This window comes from Mycolicibacterium nivoides, assembly GCF_003855255.1.
GTDB classification, from domain to species: Bacteria; Actinomycetota; Actinomycetes; order Mycobacteriales; family Mycobacteriaceae; genus Mycobacterium; species Mycobacterium nivoides.
The window spans coordinates 3,943,761-3,960,771 of the sequence record NZ_CP034072.1 but is presented as its reverse complement, the minus strand read 5'-3'; the positions used below and the strand labels follow the sequence as shown (position 1 = coordinate 3,960,771).

Below are 17,011 nucleotides of genomic sequence, written 5' to 3'. Positions count from 1 at the left end.
CATCGTCAGTACTCCACATCCTGCGAACGGCGACGAATCGTGGTGACCTCGTCGCGCTGGTTTCCGGTGGGCCCGTGGTAGTTCAGGGCGAACGACTGCTGTGCATACCCGCCGATGAGGTGGGTGGGTTTGATCATGATCCGGGTCAGCGCGTTGTGGATGCCGCCGCGTTTGCCGTTCTTCTCGGTGCGCGGCACGTCGACGGCCTTGTCCTGCGCGTGGTACATGAACACCAGGCCCTCGGGCATGCGGTGGCTGACGATGGCCCGGGCATTCACCACGCCGTTGCGGTTCGTGCACTCGATCCAGTCGTTGTCCTTGACCCCGATCTTGGCGGCGTCCACGTCGGACATCCAGATGCACTGACCGCCCCGGGACAGCGTGAGCATGTACAGGTTGTCCTGGTACGCCGAGTGAATCGACCATTTGGAGTGTGGCGTCAGGTAACGCACCGTGATGCCTCCGCTCGTATCGCCCACGGCCGGCTCGTTGAACAACGCAGTCATGTCCAGCGGCGGCCGGAACGTCGGCAGCTGCTCGCCGAGCTCACTCATCCAGTCGTGGTCCAGGTAGAAGTGCTGGCGGCCGGTCAACGTATGCCATGGCTTGAGGCGTTCGGTGTTGATCGTGAACGGCGAGTACCGCCGGCCGCCGGTCTCCGAACCGGACCATTCCGGTGAGGTGTTGACGGGTACCGGCCGGGCCTGGGTGTCGGCGAAGGTGATTCGTTTGCCCTCGTTCTCCTTGGCCAGGTCGACCAGCTCCGTTCCGGTGCGCCGTTCCAGGGCCTCGAAACCCTCGACGGCCAGGCGCCCGTTCGTGGTGCCAGACAACGCCAGGATGGCCTCGGCGGCGTGGGTGTCCTTGGCCAACGACGGCCGTCCGATCGCCACGCCGCTGACCACCGCGCCGTTGACGCCGCGCAGGTACTCGACCTCGGCGTCGGGGTGCGTGGTCACCCCCTTGGTGGTGAGGCCGACGGTTTCCACCATCGGTCCGAGTGCGGCCATCTTCTCGGCGATCGCGGGGTAGTCGCGGTCCACCATGACCAGCCGTGGCATGGTCTTGCCGGGAATCGGTTCGCATTCACCGGCTTTCCAGTCCAGCACGTGACCGCCGGGCTGGGCGGTGGCGTCGGCACTGTCGTGCTGCAGCGGCATGGCCACGATGTCCTTGCGTTGGCCGAGGTGTTTCTCGGCCAGCCAGGAGAAGCCGCGGGCGATACGGTGGAACGCCTCGAAATCGGTCTTGGTCTCCCACGGCGGCGAGATGGCCGGCGAGAAAGCGTGGACGAACGGGTGCATGTCGGTGCTGGACAGGTCGTGCTTCTCGTACCAGGTGGCCGCGGGCAGCACGATGTCGGAGAACAGCGTCGTGCTGGTGTTGCGGAAATCCAGGGACAGCAGCAGATCCAGCTTTCCCACCGGGGCCTCGTCGCGCCAGCGGACCTCCTGCGGGCGGATGCCGTCCTCGTCGCGCGCGGCCACCGCGGAGTCGGTGCCGAGCAGGTGCTTGAGGAAGTACTCGTTGCCCTTGGCCGAGGAGCCGAGCAGGTTCGACCGCCACACCGTCAGGCAGCGCGGGAAGTTCTCCGGGGCGTCAGGATCTTCACAGGCGAACTGCAGATGGCCCGACTTGAGCCCGTCCACAACGTATTCCGCGGCGTCCTTGTCCATCCGGGCGGCCTCGTCGGCCAGATCCAGCGGATTGCGGTTGAACGTGGGGTAACTCGGCATCCAGCCGAGCCGGCTGGCCAGGGCGATGTTGTCGGCGGCGGTGCGGCCCGCGAACTTGCCCTCGGCCAGGGGCGAGGCCATCACCTCCGAGGTGAACGGGTCGTAGCGCCACTGATCGGTCGCCAGGTACCAGAACACCGTGCCCTGCATCTGCCGCGGCGGCCGCTGCCAGTCCAGGCCGAAGGCCAGTGTGGCCCAACCGGTGACGGGCCGGCATTTCTCCTGACCGACGTAGTGCGCCCAGCCGCCGCCGTTGACGCCCTGGCAGCCGGTGAGCATGACCAGCGTGAGAAACGACCGGTAGATCTGATCGGAATGGAACCAGTGGTTGGTGCCCGCGCCCATCAGGATCATCGACCGGCCCTTGGAACGCTCGGCGTTGTCGGCGAACTCCCGGGCGATGCGCTCGGCGGCCTGAGCGGGTACGCCGGTGATCTCCTCCTGCCACGCGGGGGTGTAGGGCTCGGAGGCGTCGTCGTATCCCGACGGCCACTGCCCGGCGAGCCCGTCGCGGGCCACTCCGTACTGCGCCAGCATCAGGTCGAAGACCGTCGTCACACGATGTCCGGCAACGACTCTGGTCGGAACGGCGCGTTCCAGGACGCCGGGCTTGTCACTGTCGAACCGGGGGAGGGCGACGGTTGCGGTGTCGTCATGGCTGCCGAGCAGGGTCAGCATCGGGTGGACACCCTGCAGGTCGAGGTTCCAATGGCCCTCGCCGGACGCGGTGAACCGGTGTCCGAGCGAGCCGTTGGGCACCACGGGTCGCCCGGCCTGGTCCAGCAGGACGGTCTTGGAGGACGCAGCTTCGACATCGGCATGTTCACCGCCCAGATCGGCTGCGGTGAGGAACTTCCCGGGCAGTAGTCGCCCGTCGCGTTCGGTGAGGGTGACCAGGAACGGCAGATCGGTGTACTTCTTGACGTAGTCGGTGAAGTAGGGCGTCTGCTTCTCGACGAAGAACTCCTTGAGGATGACGTGACCCATCGCCATGGCGAGGGCGGCGTCGGTTCCGGGACGGGCCGGTAGCCATTCGTCGGCGAACTTGGTGTTGTCGGCATAGTCCGGCGACACCACGACCACCTTCTGCCCGCGGTATCGGGCCTCGGTCATGTAGTGAGCGTCGGGAGTTCGGGTGACGGGGACGTTGGATCCCCACATGATCAGGTAGCCCGCGTCGAACCAGTCGGCTGATTCGGGCACGTCGGTCTGGTCTCCGAACACCTGCGGCGAGGCCACCGGCAGGTCGGCGTACCAGTCGTAGAACGACAGCATCGACCCGCCGAGTAGCGAGATGAACCGGGCGCCGACGGCGTGGCTGACCATCGACATCGCCGGGATCGGCGAGAAGCCTGCCACACGGTCCGGTCCGTATTTCTTGATGGTGTGGACGTGAGCGGCGGCGGCGATCTCGGCGGCCTCCCACCATTCGGCACGAACGAACCCGCCCTTGCCGCGGGCGGTCTTGTACCGCTTCGACTTCTCCGGATCCTCGACGATGTCGGCCCAGGCCAGCACGGGGTCCTTGAGCCGCTCCTTGGCCTCACGGTAGTACTCCAGCAGCACGCCCCGGACGTACGGATAGCGGACGCGCGCAGGCGAATACGTGTACCACGAGAACGACGCTCCGCGCGGGCATCCCCGCGGTTCGTACTCGGGCTTGTCGGCACCGACCGACGGGTAGTCGGTCTGCTGCGACTCCCACGTGATCACGCCGTCCTTGACATAGATCTTCCATGAGCAGGATCCGGTGCAGTTGACGCCGTGGGTCGATCGCACCACTTTGTCGTGAGCCCAGCGGTCCCGATAGAAGTCGTCGGCCGAGCGTCCGCCGATCTTGTGCAGGGTCCGCTGATCGTCGGAGATCTCGCCGCGGTGGAAATACTTGCCCAGTCGCAGCAAAGCATCGGCGGGTGTTGCGCCGCCTGCATGTGAATCGACCACGATCCGTCCCTCCAGCCTGTTGACAACCGAGCGTAGGGGCGTCGCGGAGGGCATCAAAAGAACGCACCAGGGGGTGCCGAGCACTGTGAAATTGCGTTAACGCACAAGTCATTTCATGGGAACGCGGCAGTCATACGCTGATCCGGCGGCGATGTGATGATTGGAGCTGTCACCTGCGGTGACGGGGGAAATCTCGGTTGGCGGCGGGCATCGGCGGGCAGCGGAATCTGTGGTCCGAGCCCTGGAAATCCTTGATGATTTATCACCCCGGTAACAATGCACCCGGCCGTTGCCCGAACCGCGGTCGTGCGATGGTGCGCCGGCTGCGCCACAGCGTTCCGCCGGCACGAGCTTCGGGATGGACAGCATCGCCACTGGGCCGGGATCGTTCCGATGGCAAACATCCCCGGCCGTTATGCCTCCATGTTGGGTTTCGTCCAGGCGATGGTGTGCCGGAACGCCAACCGGCGGCGCATCTCGGCGCCCGGCATGATGTCTCGGACGACGGCGTGAAGCTCGTCGAAACTGAGTCGGGGATCGCGCACCGGGAAGGGCGGGGGCACCGGACCCCCGCGCGCCGGCCGTGGATGCTTGATCAGGCCGATGAGCGGGTTGGTCACCGCGGAGGCCAGATCCCATGCGGTGTCGCGGATCGAGGCCGGGGCTGCCAGTCCGACGGCCAGGAACCGTCCGCCCGGGTTCAACAGTCGTTTGATATCGATCAGCGCCTGTTCTGCGTCGAGGTGGTGCAGTACGGCGATCATGGTGATGAGGTCGACGGGCCCGTCGAGCTCGGTGAGCTGGGTGTCGGCGATGGTGACATTGGCCAAGCCGGCACACCGCTGGACCGCTTCGGCGCGCATGCCCGCATCAAGATCCGTGCCGCGGACCTGGGCGAACCGAGTGGCCAGTTGAGCCACCAATTCGCCCTGACCGCAGCCGATGTCGATCGCGGTGCCGCGGTGTGCGGGCAGGTTCGCCAGGATCCAGCCGTGGAAGTGGTCGTTGTGACTCCACGGGTGCCTGCTGTTGAAGTTGTGCAGTCCCTCGGCGGCCCGCCGGACCACCGGGTGCTCGACGCGACGGATGTCCATGCATCCACTGTGCCCGGCGTTCTCCCGTGAGCAGACACAAAACTGCCCCTTTTCACGTGAAAAGGGGCAGTTTTACGTCTGTTCGCGGAGAAAGCTACTGGATGTAGCCCGACGCGGACCGAAGGTGTGCGACCGCGTCGTCCACGATCTTCTCGACCAGCTCGGCGCACGACGGCAGGTCGTTGATGATGCCCGCCACCTGCCCCGATGCCAGCACGCCGGCATCGGTATTGCCCTCCACCAGACCGGCTTTGAGCAGCATCGGGGTGTTGGCCGCCATCACGACCTGCGACCAGGTGAGCTCTTTGCCGTGCCGCATCGCGAGGCCGTCCTTGACCATCGACAGCCACGTCATACCCGAGAGCTTCTTGAATTTCTGGGCGTTGCCGACGGCTGCGGCGAAACCACGTGCCCGCGAACCGCTCTCCAGCTTCTCGACCAGACCCGTGCGCAGCACCCGGTGCGGCATGCCGTCGACGCGGGTGGACACCACGGTGCCGTCCAGCGCCGCCTGCAGGTACCGCTCCTTGACCGCTTCGGGCACGGTGGAGTCCGAGGTCAGCAGGAACCGGGTTCCCATCGCAACCCCGGCCGCGCCGTAGGACAATGCGGCAGCCAGGCCGCGCCCGTCGAAGAAACCACCGGCGGCGATCACCGGCATCCCGGTGTCCTTGACGGCATCCAGCACCGAGGGCAGCAGCAGCGTGGTGGCGACGGGGCCGGTGTGGCCACCGCCTTCGCCGCCCTGCACGATCACCGCGTCAGCACCCCAGCCGGCCACCTTCTTGGCGTGCTTGGCCGCACCGACCGACGGGATCACCACGACGCCGGCGTCTTTCAGCTTGGCGATCAGTTCGGGTTTGGGAGCTAGAGCGAAGGAGGCGACTTTGACTCCTTCGCGGATCAGGAGGTCGACGCGCGCACCGGCATCGCCCGCATCGGCACGCATGTTGATGCCGAAGGGTTTGTCGGTGGCGGCCTTGACCTTGGTGACGGCGGTCTGCAGTTCCTCGAGCGTCATCGTCGCCGACGCCAGGATGCCGAGCCCGCCGGCATTGGAGGTTGCGGCGACCAGTCGTGCACCGGCCACCCAGCCCATTCCCGTCTGCACGACGGGATGCTCGATGCCGACCAGTTCGGTCAGCGGAGTCTTGAGCTTGCCCATTCTTTAGACCTTGACCTCTTTGTCGCGCAACGACTTCGGATCGATGACCTCGCGCAGGAGCCTGAGCTCCTCGTCGGTGGCCAGCCGGGTGGTCTCGGCCTCCTGGAGGCCGTGTACCTCGAAGGAGGTGTTGTCGGCGACCTGATCGGCCTCGACCCCGGGGTGCAGGGACACCGCGCGCATCTGGTGGTCGGGGCCGTTGAAGTCGAACACGCCCAGGTTGGACACCACGCGGTAGATGTTGGCGAACCGGTACGCCGGGTTCTCCGGATCGACCTTGTCCCAGCCGATTCCGGAGACGATGTCCACCGAGTCGCAGAACACGCGCTTGGAGTGATTGCCGACGAAGTAGCTCGTGGCGTGATTGATGCTGTTGCCGGGCGCGCCGCGGACCCCGAACATCTGCCGGGTCGGGTGCTGGATCGGGCCGAAGGCCGACAGGTTCTGGTTGCCGTAGCGGTCGATCTGGTTGGCGCCCATCACCACATGGCGCTTGCCCCAGGCCAGGGTCTCGAAGACCCGGTTGAACGGCATCCAGCCCTCGACGGTGAACGGAGCGCCGATGGCCGGGGTGTCGGCCAGGATCCGGGCCTCACCGTCGGTCAGCACGATGTCGGGGGAGAAGGTCAGCCGGGCCAGCCGGGCACCGATCTGTACGACGGTGGTCATCGGGCTGGCCATGATCTCGCCGGCGTCGCGGAACAGTTCGGCGCAGGCGACGGCGCACACCTCAGCGCGGGTCACGGCAATCACTTGCTGGCCTCCTGATCTTCCTTGAACTTCCGAACGGCGGCCTGGTAATCGGCCTCGCTACCGGACAGGTACGTCTTGACGAACTCGGCCCAGGTCTCGTCGGAGCCTGCGGCCTCTGCGTAGTGGCGCTGGAACTTCTCGTCGCGCCGGTAATCGGGCTCGTTGGTGGTGAAGTGGGCGCCGTTCGGGGCCTCCACCACAGAATCGACCATCATCCGGTTGATCAGAAGGGCTTGTGTCGGAACGGCCTTGACCAGCTCCTCGGTGGAGACCACGCGCTCGACCGACAGGAAGCGGCGCTGCGCCGACATCAGGAACAGGTCGTCGAAGTACGGGTCGATACCGGTGTAGGCCGCATTGCCCTGGGCGTCACCGAGATTCATGTGCACGAAGGCGGCGTCGAGGTTCAGCGCGGGCATCGCGATCAGTTCCTCGTAGCCACCGTCGGTGGGGTACGGCGACTTCACGGTCTTGAGCTCGTCGCCCCAGAACGCGCGGACGTCGCTGCCCAGGCCGGCGCGGATCGGCAGGAACGGCAGCCGCTGGGCGGCGGCCTGCAGGCCGCAGCGCAGCATGCCTTCGTCCATCTCGCGGGCCTCGATCGCACCGGTGGTGCGGGCCTTGGCGAACCACGGGTCGTAGAACGGCGGCGAGTCCAGCGAGACGAAGCCGTAGTAGACGCGCTTGACCTTGCCGGCCGAGCACAGCAGGCCCAGGTCCGGGCCGCCGTAGGTGACCACGGTCAAGTCTTTGACGTCGGTGCGCAGCAGGGCGCGGACGAAGGCCATCGGCTTGCGCCGTGAGCCCCAGCCGCCGATGCCGATGGTCATTCCGCTTTCGATCGAGGCGACCGCCTCGTCGAGAGTTGTTCGCTTGTCTGCCATTACTTCGTGTCTCCCTTTGAGGTTCCGGCGAAGGCGTCCCGGTGCTCGTCGGACACACCGGACAGGTTGAGTTCGAAGGTGAAGCCCTGTTCCATGCGGTACCGCGCGTTGACGGGCTGAACGTCGATGAAGTTCAGCGCCTCCTTGGCGGCCCGGATCACCCGGGTGTCCTTGCTGGCGATGTCGCGGGCAACGCGCAGCGCGGCCTCGTCGAGATCCTCACGCGGGACCACCTCGTGCACCGAACCGAAGTGGTGCAGCGTCTCGGCGGGAACGGTGGCGGCGGTGAAGAACAGCCGGCGCATCAGGTGCTGGGGAACCAGCCGGGAGAGATGGGTGGCGGCTCCGAGCGCGCCGCGCTCCACCTCGGGCAGGCCGAACTTGGCGTCATCGGAGGCGACGATCACGTCGGCGTTGCCGACGAGGCCGATGCCGCCGCCCACGCAGAATCCGTTGACCGCTGCGACGACGGGAACCTCGCACTCGTAGACGGACTTGAACGCGTGGTAGCAGCCGCGGTTGGCGTCGATCAGCGCGGTGAAGCCCTCGGTGTTCTGCATTTCCTTGATGTCCACACCGGCGTTGAAGCCACGGCCTTCGGCTCGGAGGATCACGACGTGGGTGCTGCGGTCGCGGCCTGCCGCGGTGATCGCATCGCCGAGTTCGAACCAGCCGGCCGACGGGATGGCGTTGACGGGCGGGTAGTTGACGGTGACCGAGACGATGCCCGGCTCGACTGTCTTGGTGGTGATCGTCATCAATCCACTTCCTGAAGGGGTCGCTACCTAAGCAAGCACTTGCTTGGTACGCTAGCACAGTGACCGATACGCCAGAAGCCGGTGCCATCAATTTGGGTTTGACCGGCAAGGTGGTCCTGGTGACCGGCGGAGTGCGAGGGGTTGGCGCTGGGATCAGCGCGGTTTTTGCCGGTCAGGGCGCCACCGTGGTGACCTGCGCACGCCGTCCGGTCGAGGGATTGCCCTACGAATTCCACAGCTGCGATGTTCGTGATGACGAATCGGTGGCCGGACTCATCGAGGCCATCGTGGACAGGCACGGCCGGCTGGACGCCGTGGTGAACAACGCCGGCGGATCGCCGTACGTGGCCGCCGCCGATGCATCGGCCAAATTCAGCACCAAGATCATCGAGCTCAACCTGCTCGGACCGCTGTCGGTCTCCCAGCACGCCAACGCGGTGATGCAGAAACAGGAGACCGGCGGGACGATCGTCAACATCTCCAGTGTCAGTGGGCACCGGCCGACTCCCGGCACCGCGGCCTACGGCGCGGCCAAGGCCGGCATCGACAATCTGACCTCGACCCTGGCCGTCGAATGGGCGCCGAAGGTCCGGGTGAACTCGGTGATCGTGGGCATGGTCGAGACCGAGCAGTCCGAACTGTTCTACGGCGACGCCGAGTCGGTCGCCGCCGTGGCCTCGACCGTGCCGCTGGGCCGGCTGGCCAAGCCCGCCGACATCGGCTGGGCCGCAGCGTTTTTGACCTCTGACGCGGCGTCCTACATCAGTGGGGCGGCGCTGCAGGTGCACGGCGGTGGTGAGCCGCCGACCTACCTCGACGCCTCAAGCGCCAACAAGTAAGTCGGCCAGGAACTAAGTCGGCCAGGAACTAAGGAGAAACAGCTATGGGATTGCTCGACGGCCGCGTGGTCATCGTGACGGGTGCCGGTGGCGGTATCGGGCGTGAGCACGCGCTCGCGTTCGCCGCCGAAGGTGCCCGCGTCGTGGTCAACGACATCGGGGTCGGCCTGGACGGTTCGCCGGCCGGTGGTGGCAGCGCGGCGCAGAATGTGGTCGACGAAATCGTCGCTGCCGGAGGCGAAGCCGTCACCAGCGGGGCCAACGTCGCCGACTGGGCGCAGGCCGAGGGTCTGATCCAGACCGCGGTGGACGCCTTCGGCACCCTGGACGTGCTGGTCAACAATGCCGGCATCGTGCGCGACCGGATGTTCGCCAACGCCACCGAAGAAGAGTTCGACGCCGTCACCGCCGTGCACCTCAAGGGGCACTTCGCCACCATGAAGCACGCCGCCGCGTACTGGCGGGCCAAGTCCAAGGCCGGCGAAACCGTCGACGCTCGCATCATCAACACGAGCTCCGGCGCCGGTCTGCAGGGCAGCGTCGGCCAGGCCACCTACAGCGCCTCCAAGGCCGGCATCGCAGCGCTGACCCTGGTGGCCGCCGCCGAGATGGGTCGTTACGGCGTCACCGTCAACGGCATTGCGCCCTCGGCCCGGACCCGGATGACCGAGACCGTGTTCGCCGACATGATGGCCACCCAGGACCAGGCCTTCGATGCCATGGCCGCGGAGAACATCTCCCCGCTGGTGGTGTGGCTGGGCAGCGTCGAGTCAAAGGACGTCACCGGCAAGATGTTCGAGATCGAGGGCGGCAAGATCCGCATCGCCGAGGGCTGGGCCCACGGACCCCAGATCGACAAGGGCGCGAAGTGGGATCCCGCCGAGCTGGGCCCGGTCGTCAACGACCTGCTGGCCAAGGCTCGCCCCGCGGTCCCGGTGTACGGCGCCTAGTTTCTTCTTGTTTCGTCGAGACTGCGCTCAGATCGTGAAATCCGCCGGATTCGCGATCTGAGCGCAGACTCGTTGTCCTAGAAGCAGACTCGTTAGGCGGCGTCCTTGTTGCCGGCGGTGTCGCTGCCGGCACCGTCGTTGGCGCCAGCGGTCTGGCCGGTGGCCTTCTTGACGGCGTCGCCGAGCTTCTTGATCGATGACGACACCTGGTCCTGGGCATCCTTGACGGCGGTCCGGACCTGCTCGCCGGTACGGCTGAGTGACTTCGTGACGCCCGGCAGAGCCTTGTTGCCGTCCGACAGATCGGTCGCGCCGCGGGGCTTGACCATGCCGTCGAGGGTGTCCTTGACCTTCGACTTCGCCGGGGTGTCGGCCGACGAATCGTCGGCGACCTTGCTTGCGGCCGTCGCAGTTTCGCCTGCAGCGTCCGGGGCGTCCGGTGCCGATGCGAGATTGCGCGTGACGGCGCTGGTGTTCACCGCGGCCTTCACGTTCTCCACCTCGGTGGACACCTTCTGCCGCAGATCCTCGGTGCCGGTCTGGAACGCAGCGGTGGTCCGCTTGATGATCTCGGCGTTGACCGCGCGATTGAACTTGAGCACCGAGAATCCCGCGGCAGCGATCCCACGATTGATCGCGGTGGCGATGGTGGCGGGATTACCCGAGGCGAAGGACTGCACGACACTGTCTGCGGCCTGCTGCAGCTGCCGGCTCAGGGTGCGGAACTGCAGCCCCACCTCGTGCTCGAATGACGGCTCGGGCGTGAACTTCTGACCATTCCAGTCCACCAGGGTCCAGCCGTCTTCCGGATTGCCTTCGACGACCACGTAGTCGGTGTTGCCCAACGTGTACTGGCTCAGCAGCATGCCCTTCTGGGCCATGCTGAGATTCTTCGCGTTCATGATCGTCCAGAACATGATCGTGCCGCCGTGCGAGAACACGATGGCGTTCCGATCGCCCTTGTCGTACATGGACTTCAGGGCATTGTTCACGCCGGCGTTGAAATCATTGCCGTCGAAGTCGGTGCCCGGCTGGGTTGCGGTGAGGTCGGGGCCCGGCATGTTGGGCAGGAGGCCGGCCCACTTCAGCGGCGCGAGGATATAGGCCGTTCCGTACTGGTCCTGGGATTTGCCCTCCAGTGCACCTGCGGGAATCTCCGAGATGCCGTCGACCACCTGGATCGGCAGACCGAGGTACTGGGACATCGGGGTCGCGGTCTGCTGGGTGCGCAGCATGGTCGATGCGTAGATCGCGTCGTAGTTGTTGTCGCCGAGCTTGTCCACCAACGCTTGTGCCTGCTGCTGTCCCGTCTGGGTGAGGCCGGGACCGGGAACGGTGGTGTCGATGATGTGGTTCGCATTGGCCTGCGACTCCGCGTGACGCACGAATGTCACGCGCATGACCTCGGCGGCATGGGCCACTGGCATCGCCAGGAAGAAGGCGAGGAATGCCAGGGCGACACCCCCTAGTAGACTTCGATACCGTGACGCCGGCGCGTCACCTCTGCGGCGGTTCATGTGTTTCCTCCATTGTGGCTGTAGGGATTTCACGTGACCTGCCGGTGACACTGCGTTGGCCGGCCAGAGATATTGTCTGGCGACTTGCTGCGAGTTCGAGCAGTTATCCCGTTGAGCGGGAAGGTATTTGACAAACTTCATGCGCTGCTCTACATCGGGTCGGAGACAGGTCGATCCCCCTCCTCGCCCGAGGAGGGGGATCGACCCGGTTGGTATTGCCTTGCTGTGACGCCTATTTCACGCGGCGTCCTTTGATGCGGCTTTCGGCTTGCCGGCGCTGTTGTCCTTGGCTGCCTTGTTGGCCTTCTCGGCACCCGCGAGCTTCTTGACGGTTTCGCGTGCCTGCTTGACTGAGGACTCGACCCCGCTGCGCACGTCGTCCGCGGCCTGGTTGACCCGGTCGCGAACCGCCGAGACGGCCTTACCCGGCTCCGCCTTGTTGCCATTGGTCAGCTTGGTGGCGCCGTTGGCCGTACGGACGGCGGTGATCTTGGCCTGCACCGGCTCGGTCACCTTCTCGACGGCCGACGTGGCGTCCTCGGTGACGTTTTCGACGGCAGCCTTGGCCTTCTCGGCGACATCGCCCGCTGCCGGGCTGCCGCTGTCGGCGACGACGTTGAGGGTGTTGACCTTCGACACCTGCGATGTCGACTGCCCCAGCGAGCCCGGGATGCCGGTGATCGCGTTCACGGTGTCGGTGATCGAGTCCTTGACGAACTTCACGCCGGCGTTGGCGACGTCCTGCACACCCTGCGCCCCGGTGGTGACGATGCCCTGGACGTCCAGTGTCAGGACGGGGATGCGCATGTTGTAGACGGCCTTCTGCGGCGCGACGATCAGGTCTCGGAAGTTGACGAACATCTGAGTCGGGTAGTTGGCTGCGCCGACCTCTTCGCCGGCCCATTCCTTGAGGGTCCAGCTACCGTCGGCGTTCTTCTCCACGACCACCGTGTCGGTGTTGTTCAACGGATGCTGAACGATCAACAGCAGGTTCGGGTTGTCGACGTTCATCATCGTCCACATCATGATGGTGGCGCCGTGCGAGAACACCGCGGCGTCGGTCTTGCCGTCGCCATTGGTGTCCGAGGTGCCTTCCTCGACGTCGGCAAGTGCGTTCGTCACCCGCTCGTTGAACTCGAGGCCGCTCTCGCCGCCGGGGACCGCGACGAACTGCAGGCCCAGCGTCCAGGCCAGCGGCGCGAGGATGTAGCCGATGCGGCCGATCCCCTCGCTTTCGGGCAGACCTTCGAAGATGCCGGCGCCGATCTCCTGCACGCCGGAGTTCCGCTGCGGGTTGTCGGGATCGAACGCGCCCAGGACCGTGACGGGCAATCCGCGCTTGGCGGCGAACGGCGCTGCGGTCTCCTGGGTGCGGATCATGGTCGAGGCGTAGAGCGCGTCGAACTTGGTGCACGACGCGGTGGGGCACTGAGCATCGGCCCAGGCCTGCGCCTGCTCCTCGCCGGTCGCGCCGCCGTTCTGGTTCACCTGGTCATTTGTCAGGTGCGGCCCAGGGGTGCTGGTGTCGATGTACCCGGAGGCGTTGCCCTGCGACTCGGCGTGCCGGATGAACGTCACGGTCAGCGCGGAGGCGGGCAGGGTCGCGGCGGCGAACAGCGAACACGCCGTCAGCGTGGTCGCGGCGGCACCGGCAGCCCGGCGGCGGTTGAGTCGTTGCATATGGTCTCCATTGGTTCACGAAAATGTGGGCTGCCGCTCACCTGTCGTTCACTGTGGGCGCGCTCACAGAACATAATCAAAATTCTGTCAACTCGTCAATTCTGCTACCGAGAGTTGCGTAATTGGCCAGCTCCAGGACACCTGGCAACGCAAAGCGCCCCCGACCGCGAGGTCAGGGGCGCTTTGGGCGAACGTCTATGCCGGGTCGCAGATCACGATCGGGATCTTGCGGTCGGTGTAGGACCGGTAGTTCACGAAGTCGGCGTACATCGCGTCCAGCTTGGGCCAGTACACGTCACGCTCGGCATCGGTGGCGTCGCGCGCGGTGAGCTCCAAGGTCTCGTGCTTGGTCTGGAACTTCACCCGGGGATTGGCCACCAGGTTCAGGTACCACATCGGGTTGGTGGCTCGGCCGCCCTGCGAGGCGACCAGCACGATGCGTTTGCCCTCCTGCAGGAACAGCAACGGGCTGTCCCGCTCCTCGCCCGACTTGCGACCGATCGTGGTCAGGATGCCGACTTCGGCGCCGCGCAGGAACTTGTCCCCGAAGCGTCCGCCCGTCTTCTTGAAGATCCAGGTCTGAGCGCGCGACATCCATTTGATGGCGGTGCCGGTCGATTTCGCGTTGAGGCGCTCGACCTGTTTGGCGTTGAGCGGGCGAGGGGTGTTGGCCATGCGGTGGACCTTAGCGGCTGATGAACGGGGTCAGGGAAGCGCGGATGTGGTGGATCTTGCCGTCCGACGCCGGGATCAGGAACGTCTCGTCGACGTGTGAGCACACCCGCCGCCCGAACAGGCGCGGTTTGGTGAGTACGTCGAAGCGGGCGCGGACGTGATCGCCGTCGACGGTGAATTCCGGCGCCGTCGTCTCCTCGATCAACTTGAACTGCGGGCCGTTGTTCAGGCTGCGGCGCAGATGATCTCCGGATCGGCCGGTCTTCAGTCCCATCTCGATGCGGATGCAATCCGGCGTGAACGGGACGGCGTCGGCCTGATGGGTCACCAGCGCATCGATGTAGGCCTGTGCGGCCGCGATGCGGTCAGCTTCCGAGACCGGCCCGGCAAATGACTCGGAAGACGTCATCAGATTCTTTCGATGATCGTGCCGGTGGACAGCGCGCCGCCGGCACACATAGTGATCAGTGCCGTGCTCTTGTCGGTGCGCTCCAACTCGTGGAGGGCCGTGGTGATCAGGCGGGCGCCGGTAGACCCGACCGGATGGCCGAGGGCGATGGCGCCGCCGTTGACGTTGACCTTGTCCATGTCGGCGCCGTGCACCCGGGCCCAGGACAGCACCACCGAGGCGAACGCCTCATTGATCTCGACGAGGTCGATGTCACCGATCTTCATGCCGGCCTTCTCGAGGACCTTCGCGGTGGACTGCACCGGGCCGTCGAGGTGGTAGTAGGTCTCGGCGCCGACGTTGGCCTGGCTGATGATGCGGGCGCGCGGCTTCAGGCCGAGAGCCTTCGCCTTGTCTTCGTCCATCCACAGCACCGCCGCGGCGCCATCGGAGATCTGCGAGGACGTACCGGCGGTGTGGATACCGCCCTCCATCACCGGCTTCAAAGCGGCCAGGCCCTCAAGGGTGGTGTCGCGCAGACCCTGGTCGCGGCTGACCGTGTTCCATTCGGCGGTCGGCTGCTTGTTCTCGTCGATGACCGGCGCCTCGATCGGGGAGACCTCCCGGTCGAAGCGGCCCTCGGCCCAGGCCTGCTTGGCCTTGGCCTGCGAGGCGAAGCCCAGCGCGTCGATATCGGCGCGAGTGATGCCGCGGCGCTTGGCGATCCGCTCGGCGGCTTCGAACTGGTTGGGCAGGTCGATGTCCCACGACGCCGCACGAGCACCGCCACCGTTGGCGCCCAGGCCGACCCGGCTCATCGCCTCGATGCCGCAGGCGATGCCGATGTCGATGGCGCCGGTGGCGATCAGGCCTGCGACCAGGTGGTTGGCCTGCTGGGCGCTGCCGCACTGGCAGTCCACGCTGGTGGCGCCGACGTGCTCGGGCAGCCCGGCGATCAGCCAGGACTGGCGGGTGACATTGTTGGCTTGCTCGCCGTACTGGGTGACGCATCCGCCGATGACCTGCTCGACGCTGCCGGGGTCGATTCCGGCCTTCTCGATGAGGGCCTTCTGGACGGCTCCGAGAAGCTCGGTGGCGTGCAGGCCGGACAACCAGCCGTTGCGCTTGCCGATGGGGCTGCGGGTGGCTTCGACGATGACAGGGTTACCCATGAAGTCAGGCTAGAACACGTTTCATTACTCTGACAAGCGCGGATGTATCACTGCCTTTGATCTGCGGTCAAGCCGTGTTTCAATGGTCTCAATTGGCACTAGACCACGTTGTTTCAAGCATTGCTGGCTACGCGCACGGCTTGCTACAGACACAAGGAGTTAGACACATGGGCTGCCCGAACATCCCCAAGGATTTCGACTTTCTCGATTCCGAGCTCAACCTCAGGGGCCTGCCGGTCGAAGAGCTCGCCGAGCTCCGTAAGGCCGAGCCGGTTCGCTGGGTCGACGTGCCCGGTGGCACCGGAGGCTTCGGCGACAAGGGCTACTGGTTGGTCACCCGGCACGAGGACGTCAAGGACGTCTCGCTGCGCAGCGACGTGTTCTCCAGCTCGATGAACGGTGCGATCCCGGTCTGGCCGCAGGAGATGACCCGCGAAGCGGTCGATCTGCAGCGCGCCGTCCTGCTCAACATGGACGCACCGCACCACACGCGCCTGCGCAAGATCATCTCCCGTGGCTTCACCCCGCGTGCGCTCTCGCGGCTCGAGGATGAGTTGAACAATCGCGCTCAGCAGATCGCCAAGACCGCCGCGGCGTCGAACACCGGTGATTTCGTCGAGCAGGTGTCCTGCGAGCTGCCGCTGCAGGCCATCGCCGAATTGCTCGGTGTGCCCCAGGACGACCGCGACAAGCTGTTCCGCTGGTCCAACGAGATGACCGCCGGCGACGATCCCGAGTACGCCGATGTCGATCCGGCGATGTCCTCGTTCGAGCTCATCTCCTACGCCATGAAGATGGCCGAGGAGCGGGGTAAGAACCCGACCGACGACATCGTCACCAAGCTGATCGAGGCCGACATCGACGGCGAGAAGCTCAGCGACGACGAGTTCGGCTTCTTCGTCATCATGCTGGCGGTCGCGGGCAACGAGACCAGCCGTAACTCGATCACCCACGGCATGATCGCGTTCTCGCAGAACCCCGACCAGTGGGAGCTGTTCAAGCGGGAGCGGCCGAAGACCGCCGTCGACGAGATCATTCGTTGGGCCACGCCGGTGTCGGCCTTCCAGCGCACCGCCAGCGAGGACACCGAGATCTCCGGCGTCAAGATCAAGGCCGGCGAGCGTGTGGTGATGTCCTACCGTTCGGCGAACTTCGACGACGCGGTGTTCGAGGACCCGTTCACCTTCAACATCCTTCGCGATCCCAACCCGCACGTCGGCTTCGGCGGCACCGGGGCGCACTATTGCATCGGAGCCAACCTGGCCCGCCTGACGATCAACCTGATCTTCAACGCGGTTGCCGACCACATGCCCGACCTCAAGCCCGTCGGGGATCCCGAGCGGCTGAAGTCCGGATGGCTCAATGGTATTAAGCATTGGCCGGTCGACTACACGGGCACGTGCCCCGTGGCCGGCGGGCCGGCACATCAGGCCTGAGCTACTGACCGCCTAACGGA

General features: G+C 65.8%; 14 protein-coding genes. 3 read left to right on the top strand and 11 right to left on the bottom strand.

Annotation, left to right across the window (positions count from 1 at the left end):
• Positions 1-5: 5 nt before the first annotated feature.
• The 6 genes from EH231_RS19295 to echA20 all read right to left on the bottom strand — a co-directional run bounded on the left by EH231_RS19295 (position 6) and on the right by echA20 (position 8,334).
• Entirely contained in the window at positions 6-3,734 is a 3,729-nt protein-coding gene (locus tag EH231_RS19295) for a nitrate reductase subunit alpha (RefSeq protein WP_241177770.1), read from the bottom strand.
• Positions 3,735-4,093: 359 nt separating this feature from the next.
• Positions 4,094-4,774: a class I SAM-dependent methyltransferase gene (locus EH231_RS19290; protein WP_124713098.1), complete on the bottom strand. Its 681-nt coding sequence runs from the start codon at positions 4,772-4,774 to the stop codon at positions 4,094-4,096.
• A 94-nt stretch (positions 4,775-4,868) separates the two neighbouring features.
• The gene (gene ipdC / locus EH231_RS19285; protein WP_090430602.1) at positions 4,869-5,939 is read right to left on the bottom strand and encodes a (3aS,4S,5R,7aS)-5-hydroxy-7a-methyl-1-oxo-octahydro-1H-indene-4-carboxyl-CoA dehydrogenase; all 1,071 of its coding nucleotides are present in this window, start codon (positions 5,937-5,939) and stop codon (positions 4,869-4,871) included.
• A 3-nt stretch (positions 5,940-5,942) separates the two neighbouring features.
• Complete coding sequence (ipdB, locus tag EH231_RS19280; RefSeq protein ID WP_124713097.1) at positions 5,943-6,692, bottom strand: cholesterol ring-cleaving hydrolase subunit IpdB; 750 nt, start codon at positions 6,690-6,692, stop codon at positions 5,943-5,945.
• On the bottom strand, positions 6,689-7,576 hold the full coding sequence (ipdA, locus tag EH231_RS19275; protein ID WP_124713096.1) for a cholesterol ring-cleaving hydrolase subunit IpdA: 888 nt from the start codon (positions 7,574-7,576) through the stop codon (positions 6,689-6,691). Before ipdA ends, ipdB begins: the two co-directional genes overlap by 4 nt.
• On the bottom strand, positions 7,576-8,334 hold the full coding sequence (gene echA20, locus EH231_RS19270; protein ID WP_090430608.1) for a (7aS)-7a-methyl-1,5-dioxo-2,3,5,6,7,7a-hexahydro-1H-indene-carboxyl-CoA hydrolase: 759 nt from the start codon (positions 8,332-8,334) through the stop codon (positions 7,576-7,578). Before echA20 ends, ipdA begins: the two co-directional genes overlap by 1 nt.
• 59 nt (positions 8,335-8,393) lie before the next feature.
• On the opposite strand from echA20, the gene EH231_RS19265 reads away from it, so the two are divergent.
• Together EH231_RS19265 and EH231_RS19260 are read left to right on the top strand one after the other, a co-directional pair.
• Positions 8,394-9,173, top strand: a complete 780-nt coding sequence (locus EH231_RS19265) for an SDR family oxidoreductase (protein ID WP_044520691.1) — start codon at positions 8,394-8,396, stop codon at positions 9,171-9,173.
• A gap of 44 nt (positions 9,174-9,217) precedes the next feature.
• Positions 9,218-10,123, top strand: a complete 906-nt coding sequence (locus EH231_RS19260; RefSeq protein ID WP_039325525.1) for an SDR family oxidoreductase — start codon at positions 9,218-9,220, stop codon at positions 10,121-10,123.
• Between the two features lie 92 nt (positions 10,124-10,215).
• Here EH231_RS19260 and EH231_RS19255 read toward each other — a convergent pair whose 3' ends face one another.
• From EH231_RS19255 to EH231_RS19235, 5 genes are all read right to left on the bottom strand, one after another.
• Entirely contained in the window at positions 10,216-11,640 is a 1,425-nt protein-coding gene (locus EH231_RS19255) for a histidine phosphatase family protein (RefSeq protein WP_124713095.1), read from the bottom strand.
• A gap of 237 nt (positions 11,641-11,877) precedes the next feature.
• Entirely contained in the window at positions 11,878-13,320 is a 1,443-nt protein-coding gene (locus EH231_RS19250; protein WP_124713094.1) for a histidine phosphatase family protein, read from the bottom strand.
• A 195-nt stretch (positions 13,321-13,515) separates the two neighbouring features.
• Positions 13,516-13,995, bottom strand: coding sequence for a nitroreductase family deazaflavin-dependent oxidoreductase (locus EH231_RS19245; protein ID WP_090430616.1), 480 nt, complete (start codon positions 13,993-13,995; stop codon positions 13,516-13,518).
• Positions 13,996-14,005: 10 nt separating this feature from the next.
• Entirely contained in the window at positions 14,006-14,404 is a 399-nt protein-coding gene (locus tag EH231_RS19240) for a DUF8021 domain-containing protein (RefSeq protein ID WP_090430618.1), read from the bottom strand.
• Positions 14,404-15,555: a steroid 3-ketoacyl-CoA thiolase gene (locus EH231_RS19235; RefSeq protein ID WP_124713093.1), complete on the bottom strand. Its 1,152-nt coding sequence runs from the start codon at positions 15,553-15,555 to the stop codon at positions 14,404-14,406. Before EH231_RS19235 ends, EH231_RS19240 begins: the two co-directional genes overlap by 1 nt.
• A 167-nt stretch (positions 15,556-15,722) precedes the next feature.
• On the opposite strand from EH231_RS19235, the gene EH231_RS19230 reads away from it, so the two are divergent.
• A complete protein-coding gene (locus EH231_RS19230) occupies positions 15,723-16,991 on the top strand; it encodes a cytochrome P450 (protein ID WP_090430623.1) in 1,269 nt (422 codons plus the stop codon).
• Positions 16,992-17,011: the final 20 nt, after the last annotated feature.